We start from the raw sequence: 20,533 nt of genomic DNA, 5'->3' as shown, positions 1-20,533 counted from the left end.
CTGTGGATCTCCAGCCGCTATCGCTGGGTGATGTCGGACGGTGAGTACAAGCAGTTCACGCCGTCCGCGCCTTCGCCGATCTTCGTGGGCTCGCTGCCCTTCGGCACGCCCTTGTACTTCTCGCAGATCGTGGTGCTGCCGTACACGGTGATCCGGGAGAACCGGGCGGTGTCGCCCCAGTTGGTGTTGATACCGGCCAGCACCTTGGTGGAGCGGGCGGTGATGCCGTCCATCACCACGTGCCGCTGGTAGGAGTTGGTGCAGTTGCCGCAGGCCCGGTAGAGCTTGCCGGAGCTGTGCACCTGGAAGTTGCGGATGGTGAGGGTGCCCGCGCCGTTGTGCTGGAACACCTTGTCCGCGCCGGACTTCGCGCCGCCGCCGTCCACCAGGTAGGTGGCCGAGGAACTGGGGGACAGGAACGTGGCCGCGTCCTCGCCGACGTCGTTCCACCACACGTTGCGGATCGTGCAGGTGCCCAGGCAGTGGATGCCGTCACCGGCGGGCGCGTCGATGATGACGTTCTGGATGGTGCCGCCGTTGGCCACCTCGAACATCGGGTCCTGGCTCTCGCCCTGACCACCGTCACCGATGCCGTAGTACCGCTTCATCCCACCGTCGAAGAACGTACCGGCGTCCTTGGTCGTGGTCTGGTGCACGCTGCCGGTGTCCGCGGGCCACGGCCCGCTGCCGTCACCGCCGCCAGGGTTGCTGGTAGTGGTGGTCGTGGTCGGCCGCGTCGTGGTGGAGGTGGACGTGGACGTGGAGGTCGACGTCGAGGGGGACGTGCTGCTGGGCGAGCCGGTGCACGTCACACCGTTGAGCTTGAACGAAGTCGGTGCCGGGTTCGAGCCGGTCCACGTGCCGTTGAAGCCGGGCGTCACCGACGCGCCGGTGGCGATCGAGCCGTTCCACGAGGCGTTCTTGACCGTCACGGTGCTGCCGGACTGGCTGAACTCGCCGCTCCAGAGCTGGTCGACGCGCTGGCCCGCGGTGAAGTTCCACTCCAGGGTCCAGCTCGACAGCGCGTCACCGAGGTTCGTGACCGTGACGTTCGCGCCGAAGCCGCCGCTCCACTGGTTGGTGACGGTGTAGTCGACGCGACACCCGACGGCCGCGTACGCGCTCTGACCGCCGACCACCACCAATGCCGCGGTCACCGTCGTCACCGAGGCCGCGGCCGTGATCGCCGCGATCCGCCCGGTCAACGTTCTTTTGCGCTTGCCTGTGCGCAGACTCATGCGTCGCCTCCTCGCGAGCAGGGTTGGCCGAACGACTCCCAGTGGTGCACATCTGTGAACAGCGGTTACTTCGGCGGCAGGCTTCTGGGAGCGCTCCCAGAAGACCGTAGCCCGAACCCGTCGGAATCGACAGAATGTTCATGCACGTGAATTGCGGGCGTTCGGGAACGCGCGCTTGTTTTGGCCGTAATAGTTCGGCTTTGTATATCTACGGATCAGCGGGCTGAACAAACCTGTCGATTCGCTGAAGACCTTTTCGCCCGGGTTGAATCCCGCGGAGATCCAGGCGGTGGTCTCAGAGGCGTCGGGCGGACCGCCACGCCGTCGAGTAGTGGCCGCCGTCGTCCAGCAGCGAGGTGCCGCCGACGTCGCCGAGCGTCGGTCCGTTGATGCGTTCCCGGCTGGAGATGAACCGGTGGTGGCCGTTGCTGTCGAGGCCGAAGTAGATGCCGACGTGGTCGAGCGTGTCCTGGTCGTCCTCCACCTCGAAGAACACCAGGTCACCGGGTTGCAGGACGCCGTAGTCGGTGGCGCGGCGGCGCTCGTTCGGCACCAGTTGGACGCCGGGGCCGAACTCCGAGATCGCGTACGCGCGCCGGGGGATGCCGGGACCCGCGGTGTTGGTGCCGAGCAGGGGCATTCCCAGGCGGTAACCGAACACGAGTCGGATGTAGCCCGAGCAGTCCACGGCGCCGTAGCGGCTGTTCTCCGGCTGCCCGCTGGAACCGTTCGCGAACTCCCACGGCACACCGAGGTAGTCGTAGAAGTCCGACTGCTCCTGCCGTCCCGCCCCGGACGCCTTGACCGGCCCGAAAGACGCGTCACCGCGGAAGCGCACGCCCTTGGCGTCGGTCTCGGCGGGCGCGTCGACGGTGTACTCCGTGGCGATCGCCAGAACGTCCGGGCTGGTGTCCTGCCGGGCGTCCCGGAACCAGGTCCGGAACCAGTCGGCGCTCTCCGACCCGGCCCGCCACGGCTGGGGCAGCAACCGCACCCACGCGGAGGTGTTGATCACGGCGGTGGTTGCCTTCGGCTCGCTGAACGAGCGGCGCGGGCCGTTGATCACGGCGGTCCTGGCGTCGTCGGTGAACGTCGCGACGATCGCGCCCGTCTGGTCGCGCACGACGGTGCGGGCGGGTCCGGTGACCCGTTCGAAGGCCAGTTCGGACAGTGGCGCGGCGTGGTCCTGCTGGGCGAGCGGGGTCTCCAGGTGTCCTACCGGAGGGACGTCGGCGGACCTGTCCGGCCACCACACGACACCCGCCACGACCGCGACGGCCGCGACGACGCCCGCCAGCGCCAGACGCCCGCTTCTCCCGTTCACCGAACCTCCAGCGAGTCCGTTCACACCGTGGGCACCAGCCCGACCAGCACGCCGCTGGCCAGCACGCCGTAGCCGGCGGCGCTGACCGTACCCGTGGCGAGCACCGTGACGACCGGAGGCTGCCGGACGAGTTGGTAGGCGATCAGGCCCGGCACCACGAAGCCGAGCGTCTGGTGGGCGAACAGCAGTGGGTAGTCGCTCTGGATGAGCATGAACAACGTCGTCTGGAGCAACACCCCGGTGAGCACCACGGCGGCGAACAGCCGCTTGCCGTAGAGGATCACGACCCGTTGCAGCAGCTTGACCGCGCCGAAGGTCACCGCGCTCATGACCACCACCAGCAGCGCCCGCCGGTAGTCCTCGACGAGGGTCAGCGCCAGCCACCCCGGCGTGATCATCCCACCTGGCGACAGGTTGGTGGTGAGGTAGCACGCCAGCGAGAACACCAGGCCGATGGCGAGGCCGAGGGTGGCCACCTCGGGCAGGAGGAGGGATCCGTTGGTCACGAGTGCTTCCTGGGTCGAGGCGCGGGCGGGGTGCCGTGGGGCGGCGTGCCGTGAGGCGGGGTGCCGTGGGGCCGGGGGTCGGGCAGCCGGGGGTCGGGCGGTTGGGCGGTCGACGGGTGTGCGCCGTGGGGGTGGGGCCGCCGCGGACGGTGGGCCTGGTGGTGCCGGGGCGGCGGCGGTTCGAAGAGGTTGCCGCGCATGCCTCGGTGCGCCTCGTGCCGGTCGCGCACGGGTGGCGCGATGCGCGGCGGCCGGGCCGGGGGCTGTTCACGTGCCGCCGGCCGCTCGTCCGGCGCGACCTCTTCGAGCCCTTCCAGGGCCGCGAGCAGCACCTCGCCCTGACCGTGGATGTTGCCGATGGCCACCAGGGAGGCGGTGCCGTCCACATCGGCCAGGATCGCGTCGAGCAGGTCCTCGGGGCCGCGGGCGCCGCCGAGGTCGGTGACGCGGTCCTGCCAGGCCTCGTCGATGGTGGCACGCGCACTGCGGGTCGGGTCGCCGATCAGGACGACCCGGTCGGGGTCGATCCGGGCGATCAGCGCGCCCATCTGCCGGTTGCGCTCGACCCGGTCCGGGCGGCAGTTGATCACGACGTGCAACGGGCGTGCGATCGAGCCCTGCTCCAGCAGCCGTTCGACGTTCATCAACGTCGACTCGGGGTCGTTGGCGGCGAACACGTTCGCGAGCTTGACCCGCTTGCCGCCCACCGCCCGCGTCTGCACGGACAACACGCCGGGGTCCGGTGGGGCGGCCCACATGCCCGCCAACGCCAGTCGCCGGTTGACGCCCAGCAGGTCCGCCACCGCCAGCGCGATCGCCACGTTCTCCTTGAACGTGACCCAGCCGAACCCGGCCATCTCCTCGTCGGTGACCGACTCCGGGTCCACCGCGATCAACTCGCAGTCCCGCTCGGCCGCCTCCTCCTCCAGGATGTGCAGCCGGTCGCGTTCGGCGGTCACGCAGACGCCGCCGACCGGCATGGACCGGCTCAGCGAGCGGGCCACGTCGTCCAGCGTGGGGCCCATCTCGGCCAGGTGGTCCTCCCGCACGTTGCACAGCACGCCGATGGTGGACCGGATCAGCTTGCTCTGGTTGATCTCCTGGAGGTCGGGCATCACCGCCATGCACTCGATGACCAACGCGTCGGACCGGTACGCCGCGGCCCGCCGCACGATGCCGATCTGCTCCACGACGTTGGCGATGCCCCACTTGCGGTAGACGGGCTCCTCGCTCCCGTCGGGGTGGATGAACCGCGCCGCCGTCCCCGTCGTCTTGGCCGTGGTGACGAGCCCGCCGCCGCGCAGCGCGCCCGCGCACAGGCGCGTGATGGAGCTCTTGCCGCGGATGCCGTTGACCAGCACACGGTGCTCGATGTGGTGCAGCTGGGCCAGGTGCCGGCGTTGCTCGAGGACGCCGGCGGCGAGCAGGCCCGTGGTGAGGATCAGGAAGACCACGTACAGGTAGGTCACGCCGAGCCCCGTCCGACCTTGGGGCGCGGACGTTCCGGAGCACGTCGGCGTGGGGAGCGCGTGGTGGGCGCGGGCCGTTCGACCGGCTTCATCAGCAGCGTCGGATCGGTGGCCGCGCCGCGCGGACGGCGGACCTCGCCCAGCCGGTCCGGTCCCTGGACCACGGCCTGTCGGCAGATCTCCAGGCAGGAGGCGATCGTGCCGATCTCGTCGTGGCGCTGCGGGTAGATCACCGACCGGAGGTCGCCCGCCACCAGCAGGTCGGCCGCCCGCGCCACCCGGCGCAGCGGTCCGAGCACGGTGAACAGCAGCCACCCGTAGCCGAACAACGCGACCAGGGCGCCGATGAGCGCGACCAGCTGTGCGTGCCGGCGGGTCTGGTTCACCGGCAGCGCCAGTTCGCCGCCGGGCAGCTCGGTCACCACGGTCCAGCCCAGCCGCTCCACCTCGCCGCCGAGCACGGCGGCGGAGGCCACGATCGCCGGCCCGTCGGAACCCTGCCGGATCTCGCCGACGGCGCCGCCGAGCTTGGCCCGCGCGGCGCTGTCGCGCAGGCCGGCCGCGGTCACCTCCTCGAAGGCGACGAAGCCGTCGGTGGCGTTGATGGTGCGGAAGTCCCCGTCGACCACGCGGGCGTGACCGGGGACCTGGTCCAGCAGGACGCGGATGTGGTCGAGGTCGAATTCGCCGACCAGCGTCGTGCCGCGGCCGGGAACGGGCACCTCCGCGAGGATCACCGGCACCCGTCCCACCTGGTTGTGCTGGCGGAAACCGGCGGTCGCGGCGGGCGCCTCGGTGCGGCGCAGCGGTGGCCGGCCGACCGGTTCGCCTGCCGTCCCACTCCGGTCGACCAGGTAGAGGCTGCGGTACCGGGTCTGGTCGGCCAGCAGCCCTTCCAGCGCCGTCCTCAGTGCGGCGTCGTTCCCGGTCGTGCCCGCGACGGCCGCCAGGTCGGCGAGGCCGTCGTTCATGCTGCGGCGCAGCGCGTCGGTGGCCTTGCCGGTCTGGGTCCGGACACTGGCCACCACCGCCGGGTGGATCTCGACTTCGGTGGTGCGGAACGCCACCAGCATCCCGGCAGACCAGCCGAAGACCGCCAGCGCGACCACGCCGGACGTCACGCGTGCCGTGATCACGCGACGCCGCTGCGGCGCGGTGTCGTCACGGTCGTCGTCATGATCGTCGTCACCGACGAGCCGGTCACGGCACATCCGGGCGGCGGCCACGATGCGGGCGACTTCGCCGGTGGAGGAAGAGCGGATCTCCGTGTCCAGGTTGCCGGCCGCGACGCCGAGCAGGTCGGCGCGCGCGGCCAGGACCGGTCTGGTGACAACCCGCTTGACCAGGACGAACCCGACGACGGCGAGCGCCGCCAGGATGGCGGCGGGCACGAGGCCGGAACCTTCGGCGTCGCTGCCGGACAGCGGGCCGTCGGCCACCGCGACCACGGCGAGGTCGAGGCCGTCCGGGGTGCTCGACGGCGTCACCCGCGCGTAGGCGAGGGTCGGCTGGGTCCGGTCCTCGGCCGGTCCGAGCCGGACACCGGGCGTGCCGCCGCCCGCGGCCCGGCCCGCGTCCGCGACCAGCGCGGCGATCCGGGTGTCCCGGTCCTGCGCGGGTGATGCGGTGGCTCCGACGACCTTGCCGGACAGGGTCGTCAGCACGAACGACTGCCGCAGGAGCTCGTCCGCTTCCGCCTCGGGCAGCCGCACGGCCGTGGTCGCGGCCAGGAGCCGCCCGCCCGGGAGCTCCGTGGTGGTGATCAGGACGAGTTCGCCGTTGGCGGCGGACATCGAGGTCACGGCCGCGCCGTTGACCGAGGCCGGGATGGCCTGCGCCGGCACCGGTTCGCCCCGCGTGGCGACCAGCGTGCGTGAGGACCCGGCGAACACCGCCGCGCCGCGCCACTTCCGGCTGCGCACGAGTGCGTCGAGCATCGGGTCGACCGCCTCGGGTGCCGCTCCCGCCGAGGCCGCGCGCAGATCGCTCAGGCTCTGGTTGGCCGTCGCTCCGACCGACCGCGCCACGCTCGCCGCGAGTTCCCGCTGCGATTCGAGGAAGGCGCCGGGGACGGCCTGCCCTTCGCGGTCGTCCAACAGCACGGCGGTGGCCGCCGCGAGCGCCAGGAACAGGACCAACAGCAGTGCGGGCAGCGTCCGGACCGTGGCCGGGAACGCCGCCTCCGGGAGTTGCGCCCGCAGGCGTCTTACCCGTTCATCACGCACCGTAATTCTTTGGTGGCGCACCACAGCTCTCCGACCGTCACCCTGGGAAAGGGTGCGCTCCCCGAGCGCGCTACCCCGTTGTCGCAAACTCGTAGATTGTGCACTAGATGCGAGGCTTTGCACCCACACGGGGGATATGAGTCTCGCCTGGATGAAGTGAGGCAGATTACGTAACGTGGCGGGGTTGCGAATACGTGCAAGTTGGTTACTCACGGTTGTCGTCATCACCGTGGGCGGGTTGCTCATCGCCTTGCCCGGTCCGCCCGACGAACCGGCGCCCGCCGGGCCCTCGGCCGACGGTCTCGGAGCACGACTCGACGAGTTCGCCGCCGCCCTGCGCGACGACGTCCCGTACGTGCCGCCCGACGAGCGGCAACGGCGCGCGTTCGTCGAGGCGGTCACCGCACTCGGCAGCGGCTCGTCGGAGGCGTCCGGCGCGACCGAGGCGCTGGGCCTGACCGTGGAACGGGGCACCGACGCGCACACCGGACGTCCCTACGTCGCCGTCGCGAGCGCTCCCGATGCCAAGCGGGGATGGGGCTTCTACGTCATCGACGCGTCGCGGCCCGCGCGCGTGGTCGTGCAGGTGCCCCATCCGGCCAACGACCTGCGCACCGACGAGATCGGCGTCGAACTGTTCCGCCGGGTGCCCGGTGCGGTGCTCGCCGTGGCCGGCACCCACCGCCGGGTCGCGGGCGGCGCGGGCGACGCCGCCCACCGCACCGACTCCGGGTTCCACGCCCTGGCCGAGGAGCACGCGCGTCGAGGCCTGCCCCAAGTGCAGTTGCACGGCTTCGAGGACGACAGCCTGCCGTCGGCGGACGTGGTGCTCTCACCCGGCTCGGGAGAGGCGGGCGCCCTGGTCGAACGCGTCGCCGCCGGCCTGGAGGGGGAACTGCGCGTCTGCCGGGCGTGGGAGCGCGATTGCGGCGAGCTGGAGGGCAGGCGGAACAAGCAGGGCGAGGCCGCCGCCAGGCACGGGACGGTCTTCGTCCACGTCGAGGTCAACCGGACGGTGCGTGAAGACCCGGCGGCGTGGCGGGAGGTCGTCCGGGTGATCGGAGACGCCCTGGGCGACGGTGACTGAGGAGATCTGTGCAAGCCTTGATCCGCCGGAGCAGACGGAACATCGGGAGGAACACGCCGCCATGTCGACGCCTTTGATCGCTGTCACCGGCGCCACCGGACACCTCGGCGGGCGCGTTGCCCGTCGTCTCGCCGATGCCGGGATCGACCAGCTGCTGCTGGTCCGTGACCCCGCCCGTGCGCCGGAGCTGCCGGGGGCGACTACGGCGAAGGCGAGTTTCACCGACTACGACGCCGTTCGGGAGGCCCTGGACGGCATCCCGACGGTCCTCATGGTCTCGGCCTCCGAATCGCGGGACCGCGTCGACCAGCACCGCGCCTTCGTCGACGCCGCGGCGGCTGCCGGTGTCGGGCACCTGGTCTACACCTCGTTCGCCGGCGCGGCGCCGGACGCCACGTTCACGCTCGCGCGCGACCACTGGGCCACCGAAGAACACATCCGGGCCAGTGGCATGGAGTTCACGTTCCTGCGTGACAACCTCTACGCCGACTTCTTTCCCGCCTTCGTCGGCCCCGACGACGTGATGCGCGGCCCCGCCGGGGACGGTCGCGTGGCCGCCGTGGCGCAGGACGACATCGCGGACGCTGCCACTGCTGTGCTCACGGACCCGGACGCCCATGTCGGCCGCACCTACGACCTGACCGGGCCGGGGGCGCTCACGTTGCACGAGGCCGCGGCACTGCTGTCCGAAGCCACCGGGCGGACGATCACCTACCACCCGGAGACCCTCGACGAGGCGTATCGCTCACGCGCCTCGTACGGCGCGCCTGGGTGGCAGGTGGACGCGTGGGTCTCCACCTACACCGCCATCGCGAACGGTGAGCTCTCCGAGGTCGGCGACGCCGTTCCGACCCTCACCGGGCACCCCGCCACGTCGTTGGCGGATCTGCTCCGGCGCGGAGCTGCTGGGAGTTAGCGTTCGATACTGGCTGTTAACGTTAACAGCGCGGTTGGCCTCGACGTTCGCGGTCATGTCACAGTGCCGTCACCAGGCCTTGACAAAAGTTGTTAGCGATAACACTCTAGAGGCAGGCACCCCGGCGAACAGCCGGAGCGGCCTCACCCCCGAACTTGCCGGGTGGGCAGACGTGTTACCTCATCCGTCTGCCCACCTGGTTTCAAACCCCCGCCGCTCAGCGTCCCAACGGGATCTCGAAGTGGACGGTCTGGAAGCTGATCGGGTCGCCGTCACGCGCGTCGTGCACCTCCGTCGCCACGCTCCGCCAGAACGGCTCGGCCCCGGCGATCCTGGTGTCGGTGTGCAGGTACAGCGCTTCGTAACCCGGCGTCCGCGCGACGAACGACGTGGCCATGTCGACCAACGCCCGCGCCAGGCCGCAGCGCCGGTGCTCGGGCCGCACGTACACGCGGAACAGCTGGGCGGTGCTGCCGTCGGGGTAACGGGCGGCGAGCCAGGCCGGGTGCGGCGGGCTGGACGGCGCCGTGGCGCGCACACCGGTCGTGGCCACCACCTCGTCACCCTTCACCGCGACGAACAACGCGTGCCGCTCCGGCCGCACGTACGCCCCGTCGAGGTCGACCACGTCACCGTGCCACTCGGGCCGGTAGCCGTAGCCGAACTCGTGGTAGAAGGTGTCCAGCATGACGCTGCGCGCGCCGGGCAGGTCGGCCTCGGTCGCCCGGCGGACCTCGTAGGGCCCTACTTCGCGGTGGTACAAGGTCATTTCCTTTTCTCCTCTGTTCCTTCCATTGCGCGGCCCAGGAGGCCAGTGGTCACCGGATGGGTGGGGGAGCCCAGTACGTCGCCTGCCGCTCCGTGCTCGACGACGTGTCCTTGGTGCAGCACGGCGACGCGGTCGGCCAGCCTCGCCACCACGGCCAGGTCGTGGCTGATCAGCACCACGGTGCAGGTCAAAGCGGCGAGCTGGTCGAGCAGGCTCGCCTGGGTCAGGGTGTCCAGCCCGGACGTGATCTCGTCGCACACCAGCACGTCCGGCCGGGCGAGCAGCGCGCGCACCAGCGCGGCCCGTTGCAGCTCGCCGCCGGACAACCCCGCCGGTCGGCGGGTCACGGTCGCCTCGTCCAGCCCCACGGCGGCCAGTTCCGCCAACGCCACCTCTCGGGGATCGGTGACCCCGCCAAGGCGCACGGCGGTGCGGCCCACCTGGTCGAGCACCGTGCGGTACGAGTCGAACGACGCGCGGGCGTCCTGGAACACGTACTGAACGGCGGCCAGCTCGGCACGTGAACGCCGGCGCAGCGACCGTGGCAGCGGCCGACCGTCGAGCAGCACGTCACCGGTGAACGCGGGGTGCAGCCCGGCGAGGCACCGGGCGAGCGTCGTCTTCCCGCTGCCGGACCGACCCACGACCGCGAGGCATTCACCCGCACCCACCTGCACGTCGACGTCACGCAGCACGGTGGTGGAGCCGTGCCGCGCCGTCACCGCGCGGGTCTCCAGCCGAGGCGGAGCGGGCGGGCGACCCGAGGCCATCGTGACGCGGGGCTGTGCGGCGACCAAGGCAGCCGCGTACGCCGAGCGCGGCCGGTCGAGCACGTCGGCCGTCGGCCCCGCCTCGACCACCTGACCCGACCGCAGGACGACCACCTCGTCCGCCAACGCGCGCACGACGTCCAGGTCGTGCGTGAGCAGGACCAGCGAGACACCCTGAGCCACGACGGACGCGAGCTCGTCCACCACTTCGGCCCGCGTGATCGGGTCCTGGCCCGTGGTGGGCTCGTCCGCGACGATCACCGCCGGATCGCCGACCAGCGCCTGGGCCAGCACCACGCGCTGCTGCTGACCACCGGACAGCTCGTGCGGGTAGCGGCGCAGCAACTCGGCGGGCACCCGTGCGCGACGCAGTGCCGTGGCGATCAGCTCGTCCCGATCACCGGGGTGCAACGCGGCGATCTCCCGGAACACGCCACCGAGCCGTCGCACCGGGTTCAGCGCCGCCGACGGTTGCTGCGGGACGAACCCGACGTGCCCGGTCACCGTGACCTGCCCGCTCACCGCCACCCCCGGCGCGTGCTCGCCGAGCAGCGCCAGCCCCGTGGTGGTCTTGCCGCTGCCGGACGCGCCGACCAGCGCGACCACCCGCCCGGCGGACAGCGCGAAGCTCACCCCGTCGACCAGGGTCTTCGACCCGGCCACCGCGCGCAGGCCCTCGACGTGCACCACGGGCGTCATGTCCGCGCCTCCGCACGCAGTGCCCGGTCGAACACCAGGTTCAGCCCGACCGACAACGCCACGATGAGCACCGCGGGCACGACCACCGCCCACGGCTGGAGGAACAGACCGACCCGGTTGCGGTCGACCATCACGGCCCAGTCGGCGGCGTCCGGCGCCACCCCGACACCGAGGAAGCTGGCCGACGCGACCAGGTAGAGCGCACCGGTCAGCCGGACGCCCAGGTCCGCGGCCAGGGTCCGCAGCATCGACCGTCCCGTGTAGACGATGGACGTCCGCCACCACGTCTCGCCTTGCAACCGCATCGCCTCCAAGGCGGGACGTCCGGAGATCTCCAGCGCGGCGGCACGGGAAATCCGTGCCACATCGGGGAAGTTGACCAGTGCCACGACACCGATCAGCACCGGCAGACCCGGGCCGGCGATGGCGGCCACCAGGATCAGCACGAGCAGGGACGGCACCGCGAGCAGCAGGTCGAGGGGCCGCATCAGCACCTCGTCCACGATCCGGGGCCGTGACATCGCGGCCATCACGCCCCACGGCACGCCCACGACGTAGGAGAACAACGTCGCCAGCAACGCGACCAGCACCACCGTCTGCCCGCCCGCGAGCACCTGGTGCCACACGTCCCGGCCGACGAAATCGGTGCCCAACGACGAGTTCGGGGTGAACGGCGCGCCCCTCGTCGGGGAGTCCGGCACGAACCACGGCCCGACCAGCGCCAACGCCAACGGCACCACGACGAGCAGCGCGCCGACGCCCCGCACGGGATTCAAGCGGCTCACGCGATCGCCACCGATCGCGGCGCGAGCCGGAACACGACCAGGTCCGCGACCAGGTTCACCACCACGGTGGTGACCGCGAAGACCACCGCCAGCCCCTGCACCACCGGCAGGTCACGGCCCGCGACCGCGTCCACCAGCGTGGTGCCCAGACCGGGGATGACGAACACCGCCTCGACCACGATCACGCCGCCCAGCAGCCAGTCGGTGGTCCGCGCCACCTGCTGCACGGCCGGCGCCAGCGCGGTCGGCAGGGCGTGCGCGAACCGGACGCGGTTCACCCCGATGCCCAGCCGGCGGGCGTGCCGGACGTAGTCCGACGCCAGCGCGTCGATCATCCCGGCCCGCACCAGGCGGCTGATCGAGCACAACGGCCGGGCCACGAGCACCACCAGCGGCAGCACCAGCACGGCGGGCTCCGCCAACAGATCCGCACCCACCGCCGTCGGCGGCAGCCACTGCAGCTGCACCCCGAACAACGCGATGAGCACGACGGCCAGCGCGAACTCCGGGATCGAGTGCAGCCCCACGGTGACCGTGGTGACGATCCGGTCCAGCACGCCGCCCTCGCGCAACGCGGCCAGCACGCCGAGCAGCACCGACAGCGGGATCAGCAGTACGAGGGCGAGCAGCGCCAGCACGAGCGTCGGGCCGAGCCCGTCGTGCAGGAACTCCACGACGGGCCGGCCGGAGATCAGGGACACGCCGAAGTCACCGTGCACGAGACCCCACAGCCACCCGCCGAACCGGTCGAGCGGCGGCCGGTCCAGGCCCATCGCGGTCCGGATCTCCTCGATCCGGCGAGGGTCCGGGTTGTCGCCCGCCAACGCCACCGCCGCGTCCCCCGGCAACGCCTGCACCAGGAGGAACACGACGGTGACGACGGCGAGCACCTGGACCGCGCCGATGGCCAGCCGCCGGGCCGCGTACCGGCGCAGGCTCACCCCAACCACACCTTGTCGAACCGCGCCCAGTCCAGCGTGTTCGCGGGCGCGGTGGAGATGCCGCCGACCCGTGGCGCGGCGCCGACGATCCAGTCCGCGAAGCCCCACATCAGGTAGCCGCCCTCGGTGTGCAGGGAGCGTTGCATCTCCCGGTACACCGCGCCGCGCTCGGCCGCGTCCACAGTGGACACCGCCTTGTCGTACAGGGCGTCGAACTCGGGCCTGGCCCACTTGGTCACGTTGGTGCCCGAACCGGTCAGCAGGCGCTGCGCGATGTGCGTCTCGATCGGCATCGCGCCGGACCGGAAGCTCGACAGCGACCCGTTCTTCAAGGTGTCGGCCCAGTAGCTGTCCTTGTTGCCGGTGACGACCTCGATGGTCAGCCCCGAGCCCTTGACCTGGTCGGCGAACACCGTGGCCGCCTCCACCATCCCGGCCGCCGCGGTGGACGTGTCCAGCTTGACCGTCAGCCCCTCGGCGCCGGCCCGGCGGATCAGGAACTTCGCCTTGTCCAGGTCGCGGGTGCGCTGCGGGATGTCGTCGGCGTAGTGCTGGTAGCCCTTGCCGAACAGGTCGTTGCCGACCTGACCGCTGCCCGCCAGCACCGACTCGACCAGCTGCGGCCGGTCGGCCAGCAGGAACAGCGCCTCGCGCAGGTCGCTGTTGTCGAACGGCGGCCGGTCCAGCTTCATCGCGAACGCCTGCACGGCGCTGTTGGGCGCGCGGTGGATCGCCATCCGGTCACTGGCCGCGTGGCTGCGCGCGGTGGTCGGGGTCAGGTCGTGCGCGTACTCGACCTGGCCGCCGAGCAGCGCGTTCGCCCGCGCCGACTCCTCGTTGGCGATCACGAACTCCAGCTCGTCCAGGTGCGGCGCGCCCTCCCAGTACTCGGCGTACCGCTTGAGCAGCACCGACTTGCCGGGCTCGAACGAGACGAAGCTGAACGGTCCCGAGCCGACGGGCTTGGTGAAGTCCTCGGTGCCGGCGGGCACGATGTACGCGCCGAACGCGGCGAGCGCGTTGGGGAACTCCACGAACGGCCGCTTCAGCGCGAACTCGACCGTCCGGTCGTCCACCGCGCGGCTGTTCGGCAGGTCGATCAGCGCGAGGCTGGACTTGGCCCGGAACGCGCGGCCGGGGTCGAGGATGCGGGCGTAACTGGCCAGCACGTCGTCCGCGCGCACGGGCTGGCCGTTGTGGAACGCGGCCTGGCGCAGGGTGATCCGCCAGTGGGTCAGGGTGGCGTCGGGCTCCCACTTCTCGGCGAGTCTGGGCTGCGCCGAGACGTCCGGGCCGAGGTCGGCGAGCTTGTCGTACAGCGCCTTGGACCGGGCGGCCTCCACGAACAGGTTCGCCAGGTGCGGGTCCAGCACCTCCTTGGCGCCGCCGCCCGCGAACGCCGCGCGCAGCCGGCCGCCGTCGCGTGGCGTGGACGCGGTGGACGCCGGGCCGCTTGCCGTCCCGCAGCCGGTGAGAGCGGCGATCGACAGACCAGCGGTGAGGCCGAGGAAACCGCGGCGGTTGAGGGGGTGCATGGTCGTTCCTTTCACTGGGCGGCGCATCACTGGGGCTCGCGAAGGCGCGCGACGAGGTGCAGGCGGTCTCCGGACAGGTCTTCGCGCAGCTCGGCGTCGGAGGTCCAGGGCTCGTCGGTGCGCGGGCCCGGCGAGTCGAACAGGGCCAGCACGTCGAACCCGGCCTGGTCCAGGAAGTGGCGCAGTTCCTGGGGGAACAGCAGCCGCCACGCGGAGCGCTGCACCAGCGGCTGGGCGCCGGGCCACCACCACTCGCGCCGCCTGCGCAGCAGCTGGGCGGCGTGGTCGATCCACAGCTTGGTGTGCGAGGTGTAGGGCACGCCCTCCCAGACGACGGTGCGGGCGCGGGCGCCGTCGAGCAGTTCGGTGTTGCCGAGGAAGAACGCGCCGTTGCGCATCTCCGCCACCAGCAGGCCGCCGGGTGACAGGTGGTCGCGGCAGCGGCGCAGGAAATCGTCCAGGTCGGCGTTCGTGTGGCAGTACAGCAGCGCGCTGTCCAGGCACGTGATCACGTCGAAGCGCTGACCGAGGGAGAACGACCGCATGTCGCCGCGCACGAACGAGACCGCCGGGTGGTGCTCGCGGGCGTACTCGACCATCCGCTCGGAGCTGTCCAGCCCGACCACTCGGTAGCCGAGGCTCGCCAGGTGGCCGGCGTCGCGGCCGGTGCCGCAGCCGACGTCCAGCAGGCCGCGGCCAACCCCGGAATCGCGGCCAACCCCGAAGCGCGTCACGATGTCGTGCGTGAACCGGGCGGCGACGTGGTCGGGATCGGGGAACTGGTGCTCGTAGAGCGCCGGGTTGTCGGTCAGCAGGTTCTCGCCCGCCGGGCTCGTGTTCAGCGGGTTCGCGTTCGGCGGGTTCGTGTTCGGCCGGTTCGCGTTCAGCGTCATCGGGCCACCTCTCGGTTCTTGGCGAGCACGCCACGTCGGTGCAAGCGGGCCACGGCCGCCGCGCACCCGAGCCCGATCGCCACGCACAGCAGGGACGCCACCCAGCCCGACCGGCCGAACACCCAGCCGATCGCCGCGTTGCCCAAGGCCGCGGCGACGCCCGAGACCAGGTAGAACACGCCGAAGTAGGTGCCCGCGAGCCCAGTGCGGCCGAATGCCGGGATCAGCTCGTAGACGAACGGGTGCGCGATCATCACGCCCACCGACAGCAGCAGCGCCGCGACCAGGACGGGCGTGATGCCGCCGAGCGGGCCGACGTGGCTCACCGCCGTCGCCACGAACCCCAGCCCCATGACGGCGAGCCCGAGCGCGATCACCCGGCCGCGTGCCATCCGCTTCAGCGCCTTGGTGATGCGCACCTGGAACAGCAGAGTGGCCACCGTGGACACCAGGAACACGGCCGCGACGGCGAGCGCCGAGTCGGTGAGCCGCCGTGCCTCCAACGGCAGCACCAGGTAGAGCTGGTTCTGGAGCACGAACATGCCGGTGAGCGCGCCGGTGAACGCGAGGAACCGGCGGTCGGCCAGGCACTCGCGCCAGTCGTCCAGCACGGTGCCCTGGTGCGGCGGGGCGGGACGTGCGGGCAGCACGACCGCCTGCACGACGGTGAGCACGGCGAAGATCCCGGCCGCGACCAGCGCGGCGATCCGGAAGTCCCACAGCATCAGCAGGCTGCCCAGCAGCGGACCGGTCAGCGCGCCCGCCTGCCCGTAGATGTTGAACAGGGCGAACGCGCCCGCCCGGTCGGACGACTCCTCGGCGATGTAGGCGCGCACGGCCGGGTTGAACAACGCGCCCGCGAGCCCGCTGAGCACGGACGCGGCCAGCAGCACCGCCACCGACTCGCCCGCCGCGAACAGCCCGAACCCGATCGCCCGGATCGCGCAGCCCGCGATGATGATCCGGCGCGGGCCGAGCCGGTCGGACGCCGAGCCGCCGAGCAGGAACAGCCCCTGCTGGCTCAACGTCCGCACGCCGAGCACCACGCCGATCGTCGCCACCGACAGGCCGAGGTCGCCCAGGTGCGTGGCCAGGTAGGGGATCAGCAGGTAGAAACCGGTGTTCACGCCGAACTGGTTGACCAGCAGCACGCGCACCGACAGAGGGAAACGCCTCATCGGTGCTCAACCCTTTTGGACACCACGCCGAGACCGGGCGCGGGGGACAGCCGCAGCGTGCCGTCCTCACCGCCGATACCGGTCCACGGGTCGTCGGCGAGCAGGAGGTGGCCGTCCAGGTCGACCCACCGGGCGTGGCCGGTCAGGTGCACGGCCGGCGCGATGCCGAGCGAACTGGCCACCAGGCAGCCGAGCATGACGTCCAGGCCGGACGCGTGCGCGATGTCGATGATCTCGCGGGCCGCGGTGATCCCGCCGCACTTGGCCAGCTTGACGTTCACGCCGTCGACCACGCCCGCCAGCGCACGCACGTCGGCGGCGGTGGCCGCGTCCTCGTCCGCGATCAACGGCACCGGGCACCGGTCGTGCAGCCACGCCAGGTCGTCCGGTCGGCCGGGTGCGATCGGCTGCTCCAAGGCGTCGACGCCGGTGAGCTGTTCGACGATCCGGACGGCCTGCTCGGCGGTCCAACCGCCGTTGGGGTCGAGGATGAGGCGCGCGTCCGGCGCGGCGGCCCGGATCGCCTTGACGGTGGCGACGTCGTGCTCCGAGCCGACCTTGACCTTCAGCACGGTGAACCCGCGTGCGGCCAGTTCGGCGGCGTTGGCGGCAGCCGTCGCCGGGTCACCGATACCGATCGTGCAGGCCGTCGGCACGTCCGTCCACTGTGGAACGCCGACGAGGGCGTGCACCGGCACCCCTTGCCGCAACGCCGTCAGGTCGTGCAGGGCGGTGTCCACGGCGGCCAGCACTCCCGGCGGCAGCTCCGGCAGGCGTTCGCGCAACTCCGCAGGCCCAGCGCACCCGGCCACCACCGGCGCCAAGTCCCGCAGCAGACCGGTGATCCGCGAGACGTCCAGCCCGTAGTACTGGCTCGTCACCACCTCGCCGTGCCCGCGCAACCCGTCGCACTCGACCACCACGCGCACGGCGTCACGACGTGCCATCACCGACCGCGAGATGCGCAACGGCGACCGCAGCTCCAGCCCGTACACCGTCCAGTCGAGCTTCACGCCGGCACCCCGACGGCCTTGGGCGCGTACACCGACCGGCACCTGGCCCAGCTGGTGACCTCGATCTCCGCCGTGTCCGCGATCTCCACCGGCCGGTCCTCCGGCGTCCCCAACAGACCCCGTGACCGGCAGAAATCGTCGTCGAAGATGGTGCCGAGATAGCGGTGCGGACCGTCCGGGAAGATCGTCACCACGGTCGCGCCCGGCTCGACGCGCGCCACCCACGCCGACACCAGGGCGACCGCGCCGGTGCTCCAGCCGCCGGTGACGAAGCAGTCCCGGGCGAGCCTGCGGCAGGCGTCGACCACCTCCACCGGGCCGAGCCAGTGCACCTCGTCGAACTCCTCGTAGGCGACGTTGCGCGGGTGGATGCTGCTGCCCAGGCCGCGCATCACGCGTGACCGGGCGGGCTGGCCGAAGATGGTCGAGCCGACGGTGTCCACGCCGATCAGCCGCACGTCGGGCCAGTAGCGGCGCAGGGCCGTGACGACGCCGGCGCTGTGCCCGCCGGTGCCCACGCTGCACACCAGCACGTCGGCGCGGTCCAGTTGGGTCGCGAGTTCCCGGGCCAGACCCGTGTACCCGGCGGGGTTGTCGGGGTTGTTGTACTGGTCGGGCCAGTACGCGCCCGGCAGCCCGCGCAGCACCGACTGGAGCCGGTCCAGCCGGGCCTGCTGCCAGCCGCCGGTCGGGTGCGGCCGGTCCACGACCTCCAGCCGGGCGCCGTGGGCGCGGAGCAGCGCGCGCATCGACGGTTCCAACTCGTGGTCGACCACCAGCACGACCGGGTGCCCCAACGCCTGACCGGCGAACGCCAGTCCGAGGCCGAGGGTGCCGCTGGTCGACTCCACGACCACCGCGCCGGGACGCAGTTCGCCGCGTTCACGTGCGGCCAACAGCATCGCGACCGCCGAGCGCGCCTTCATGCCGCCCGCGCTCAGGCACTCCAGCTTCGCCCAGAAACCGCCGTGGCGGTGGGGGAGCGGGGTGTCGATGCGGGCGACCGGGGTGTTGCCGAGCAGGTCGAGCAGGTGGTGGTTGCGGCGTGTGCCCGCTGGAGACAGCACGGTCACCGGACCCGTTCTGCTCGGTAGTGGTGCAGCGTGGTCGGGCCGCCGTGCAGCCAGAAGAAGGGGTACGGCTCCGCCGACACCGCCGTGACGCCCGAGCCGAGGAACCACGGCACGATCGCGCTCGCGGTCTGGGCGAACACCACCAGCGGCCGGTCGGCGGCGACCGCGGTGCGCAGCAGCCGTTCGAAGCTGCCGTTCCCGACCGTCATGCCGGAGGCCAGCACCAGGTCGCAGTCCGCGACGGCGGCCTCGGCGTCGGTCACGATCGGCTCGTCCCACTCGGTGCGACCGCCCTTGAGGTCGCACGGCACGTACCGCAGGCCGCGGGCGCGCAGGTGGTGCAGCAGCGAGTTCACCACGCCGACGACCAGCACCCGTTGTCCCGGCACGGCGTCCAGCAGGTCGACCACCGCCGACGCGCGGGCCATCGACTTGGCGAGCGAGTCGCCGGGGCCGATCACGACCTGCTGTGCGGCCGAGAGTTCGTGCGGGTGCGCGTTCATCAGGTACGCGTCCAGCACGGCGGTGCGGATCGCGGCGTCGGGGTGGGTGAGCAGGTCCGCGACGCTCTCGCCGACGCAGTCGGTCACCTCCGCGTCGTCCGCCTCGTCTGGTTCGACCGCGCACGAGCCGACCGCGTCACCGACCCGGACGCTGATCACGGTGTTGCGGTACGCCTGGCCGCGCGAGACGTGCCGGGCGCCCTGCCTGGTGGTGAACGCGACGCTCACCCGGCACTCGGCCGGATCGGGTCCCATCCCGCCCGTGCGCGCGAGGGCGATGAGTTCGGTGACGCCGGACAGCGGGCGGCGGGCCGCCTCGGCGGTCACTCGGCACCCTCCGCGTACCGGACTTCCAGCGTGCTCACGACGCGTTCCGCCCGGTCACGGGCGTCGGTGTCCGGTGACGTGACCATGACGTGCCCGAGGTAGCTGTTGTTGCTGGTCGGTTCGCCGGCCCGGTGCCCGGCGGGCTTCGCCGCCCAGTCGACCACCTCGGGGTTCGCGGCCAGGGTGTCGACGCCGTCGATGCCGGCCAGCACCCCGGCGCGCGGTGGCAGCAGGAACGAGATGGCCGCGCTGCGCACGCCGGTTTCGCGGGCGCGCAGGTCGGGCTGTTGGCCGGCGGCGAGCTGGGCGAACACGGAAGGCAGGTCGATGCCCGTGACGCGGCGGACCAGTTCGGTGATCTGGTTGCCCGCCGGGCGCGGGTTGACCTCGATCAGCCGGGGGCCGTCGGCGGTCAGCTTGACCTCGGTGTGCGCCACGGCGTGGTCCAGGCCCAGCGCTTCGATCGCGGCCACGGCGGTGTCGACGGCGGCGGACCGGTCGGCGTCGGTCAGGGCGGCCGGGAACATGTGGCCGCTCTCCACGAACCACGGCCGCCCGGCCAGGCTCTTGTCCGTAACGCCGATCACGTAGGTCGTGCCGGCCACCGTCACCGTCTCCACGCTCACCTCGGGGCCGACGAGGAGTTCCTCGAGCAGCACGGTCGGCACCCGCTCCTGGCCCCGGGCGTTGACCGGGAACGCCTCCAGGGCGAGGAACGCCTCGCGGAGACCGGCCTCGTCCCGCACCTCGCGGACGTGCATCCCGGCGCACAGGTCGACCGGCTTGATCACCAGCGGGTAGCCCAGGTCGGCGGCGGCTTTCGCGGTGGCGGGCCAGTCCTCGGTGAGGGCGAACCGGGGGCCGGGCACGCCCGCGTCGCGGGTGGTGGTCCGGGTGAGGTCCTTGCGGTAGGCGCGTTCGACGGCCTGCGGGTCGGGACCGGGCAGGTTCAGGTGCCTGGCCACCGTGGCGACGGTGGAGAGGTAGTAGTCGCAGGAGGAGATCACGCCGTCGAACGGGAGCACTTCGTGCATACGCTCCACATAGGACAGAAGCGCCGGGATGTCGTTGGTCTCGGAGGTGAGCACGTTCTCCGCCGCCAGCAACGGGTGCGGGTGCGTTGGCGCGGAACGCAGGTAGTGGTGCAGATCGCGGGTGAGGAAGGTGAACCGGTGGCCCGACTCGTGGATCGCCCGTGGCAGCAGCGAGCTCATCGCGCCGACCCAGCTCTCGATCATCAACAAGTGCGCCACGCGTGCTCCTCCGGAGGACGTCGGACCGG

Annotated in this window: 18 protein-coding genes; 2 read left to right on the top strand and 16 right to left on the bottom strand. The window is 71.9% G+C overall.

What is annotated here, in order from left to right; genetic code table 11:
- Positions 1 to 17: 17 nt before the first annotated feature.
- The 5 genes from FM051_RS51775 to FM051_RS16775 all read right to left on the bottom strand — a co-directional run bounded on the left by FM051_RS51775 (position 18) and on the right by FM051_RS16775 (position 6,762).
- Positions 18 to 1,238 carry a pectate lyase gene (locus FM051_RS51775; RefSeq protein ID WP_158843920.1) on the bottom strand — a complete coding sequence of 407 codons (1,221 nt, stop codon included), beginning with the start codon at positions 1,236 to 1,238 and terminating at the stop codon, positions 18 to 20.
- Between the two features lie 295 nt (positions 1,239 to 1,533).
- Positions 1,534 to 2,562 (bottom strand): NlpC/P60 family protein, encoded by a 1,029-nt coding sequence (locus tag FM051_RS16790; RefSeq protein ID WP_158843918.1) that lies wholly within the window; start codon positions 2,560 to 2,562, stop codon positions 1,534 to 1,536.
- Between the two features lie 20 nt (positions 2,563 to 2,582).
- Entirely contained in the window at positions 2,583 to 3,068 is a 486-nt protein-coding gene (locus FM051_RS16785; protein WP_158843916.1) for a poly-gamma-glutamate biosynthesis protein PgsC/CapC, read from the bottom strand.
- Positions 3,065 to 4,537, bottom strand: a complete 1,473-nt coding sequence (pgsB, locus tag FM051_RS16780; RefSeq protein WP_238412441.1) for a poly-gamma-glutamate synthase PgsB — start codon at positions 4,535 to 4,537, stop codon at positions 3,065 to 3,067. Before pgsB ends, FM051_RS16785 begins: the two co-directional genes overlap by 4 nt.
- A complete protein-coding gene (locus tag FM051_RS16775; protein WP_158843914.1) occupies positions 4,534 to 6,762 on the bottom strand; it encodes a HAMP domain-containing protein in 2,229 nt (742 codons plus the stop codon). Before FM051_RS16775 ends, pgsB begins: the two co-directional genes overlap by 4 nt.
- 229 nt (positions 6,763 to 6,991) lie before the next feature.
- On the opposite strand from FM051_RS16775, the gene FM051_RS16770 reads away from it, so the two are divergent.
- Together FM051_RS16770 and FM051_RS16765 are read left to right on the top strand one after the other, a co-directional pair.
- Positions 6,992 to 7,849, top strand: a complete 858-nt coding sequence (locus FM051_RS16770; RefSeq protein WP_158843912.1) for a hypothetical protein — start codon at positions 6,992 to 6,994, stop codon at positions 7,847 to 7,849.
- A 61-nt stretch (positions 7,850 to 7,910) separates the two neighbouring features.
- Positions 7,911 to 8,765: an SDR family oxidoreductase gene (locus FM051_RS16765; protein WP_158843910.1), complete on the top strand. Its 855-nt coding sequence runs from the start codon at positions 7,911 to 7,913 to the stop codon at positions 8,763 to 8,765.
- A gap of 217 nt (positions 8,766 to 8,982) precedes the next feature.
- On the opposite strand, the gene FM051_RS16760 is transcribed toward FM051_RS16765, so the two are convergent.
- Genes FM051_RS16760 through FM051_RS16710 form a run of 11 tightly spaced genes read right to left on the bottom strand, consistent with a single transcriptional unit; the run spans position 8,983 to position 20,504 of the window.
- Positions 8,983 to 9,534: a GNAT family N-acetyltransferase gene (locus FM051_RS16760; protein WP_158843908.1), complete on the bottom strand. Its 552-nt coding sequence runs from the start codon at positions 9,532 to 9,534 to the stop codon at positions 8,983 to 8,985.
- Positions 9,531 to 11,003 carry an ABC transporter ATP-binding protein gene (locus FM051_RS16755; RefSeq protein WP_158843906.1) on the bottom strand — a complete coding sequence of 491 codons (1,473 nt, stop codon included), beginning with the start codon at positions 11,001 to 11,003 and terminating at the stop codon, positions 9,531 to 9,533. Before FM051_RS16755 ends, FM051_RS16760 begins: the two co-directional genes overlap by 4 nt.
- The gene (locus FM051_RS16750; RefSeq protein WP_158843904.1) at positions 11,000 to 11,788 is read right to left on the bottom strand and encodes an ABC transporter permease; all 789 of its coding nucleotides are present in this window, start codon (positions 11,786 to 11,788) and stop codon (positions 11,000 to 11,002) included. Before FM051_RS16750 ends, FM051_RS16755 begins: the two co-directional genes overlap by 4 nt.
- Entirely contained in the window at positions 11,785 to 12,729 is a 945-nt protein-coding gene (locus FM051_RS16745) for an ABC transporter permease (RefSeq protein ID WP_158843902.1), read from the bottom strand. The genes FM051_RS16750 and FM051_RS16745 overlap by 4 nt, the downstream gene beginning before the upstream one ends.
- On the bottom strand, positions 12,726 to 14,264 hold the full coding sequence (locus FM051_RS16740) for an ABC transporter substrate-binding protein (RefSeq protein WP_158843900.1): 1,539 nt from the start codon (positions 14,262 to 14,264) through the stop codon (positions 12,726 to 12,728). Before FM051_RS16740 ends, FM051_RS16745 begins: the two co-directional genes overlap by 4 nt.
- 26 nt (positions 14,265 to 14,290) lie before the next feature.
- Positions 14,291 to 15,157, bottom strand: a complete 867-nt coding sequence (locus tag FM051_RS16735) for a class I SAM-dependent methyltransferase (protein WP_158843898.1) — start codon at positions 15,155 to 15,157, stop codon at positions 14,291 to 14,293.
- Positions 15,154 to 16,335 carry an MFS transporter gene (locus FM051_RS16730; RefSeq protein WP_158843896.1) on the bottom strand — a complete coding sequence of 394 codons (1,182 nt, stop codon included), beginning with the start codon at positions 16,333 to 16,335 and terminating at the stop codon, positions 15,154 to 15,156. The genes FM051_RS16735 and FM051_RS16730 overlap by 4 nt, the downstream gene beginning before the upstream one ends.
- Positions 16,332 to 17,348 carry a dipeptide epimerase gene (locus tag FM051_RS16725; RefSeq protein ID WP_238412440.1) on the bottom strand — a complete coding sequence of 339 codons (1,017 nt, stop codon included), beginning with the start codon at positions 17,346 to 17,348 and terminating at the stop codon, positions 16,332 to 16,334. Before FM051_RS16725 ends, FM051_RS16730 begins: the two co-directional genes overlap by 4 nt.
- Positions 17,345 to 18,421, bottom strand: coding sequence for a PLP-dependent cysteine synthase family protein (locus FM051_RS16720; RefSeq protein ID WP_158843894.1), 1,077 nt, complete (start codon positions 18,419 to 18,421; stop codon positions 17,345 to 17,347). Before FM051_RS16720 ends, FM051_RS16725 begins: the two co-directional genes overlap by 4 nt.
- The gene (locus tag FM051_RS16715) at positions 18,418 to 19,251 is read right to left on the bottom strand and encodes a Rossmann-like domain-containing protein (RefSeq protein WP_238412439.1); all 834 of its coding nucleotides are present in this window, start codon (positions 19,249 to 19,251) and stop codon (positions 18,418 to 18,420) included. Before FM051_RS16715 ends, FM051_RS16720 begins: the two co-directional genes overlap by 4 nt.
- Positions 19,248 to 20,504, bottom strand: coding sequence for an ATP-grasp domain-containing protein (locus FM051_RS16710; RefSeq protein WP_158843892.1), 1,257 nt, complete (start codon positions 20,502 to 20,504; stop codon positions 19,248 to 19,250). Before FM051_RS16710 ends, FM051_RS16715 begins: the two co-directional genes overlap by 4 nt.
- Positions 20,505 to 20,533 lie beyond the last annotated feature (29 nt).

The sequence above is a fragment of the Saccharothrix deserti genome (assembly GCF_009769385.1).
GTDB classification, from domain to species: domain Bacteria; phylum Actinomycetota; class Actinomycetes; order Mycobacteriales; family Pseudonocardiaceae; genus Actinosynnema; species Actinosynnema deserti.
The sequence above is the reverse complement of the archived record's forward strand: the minus strand, read 5'-3'. Positions and strand labels throughout refer to the sequence as shown.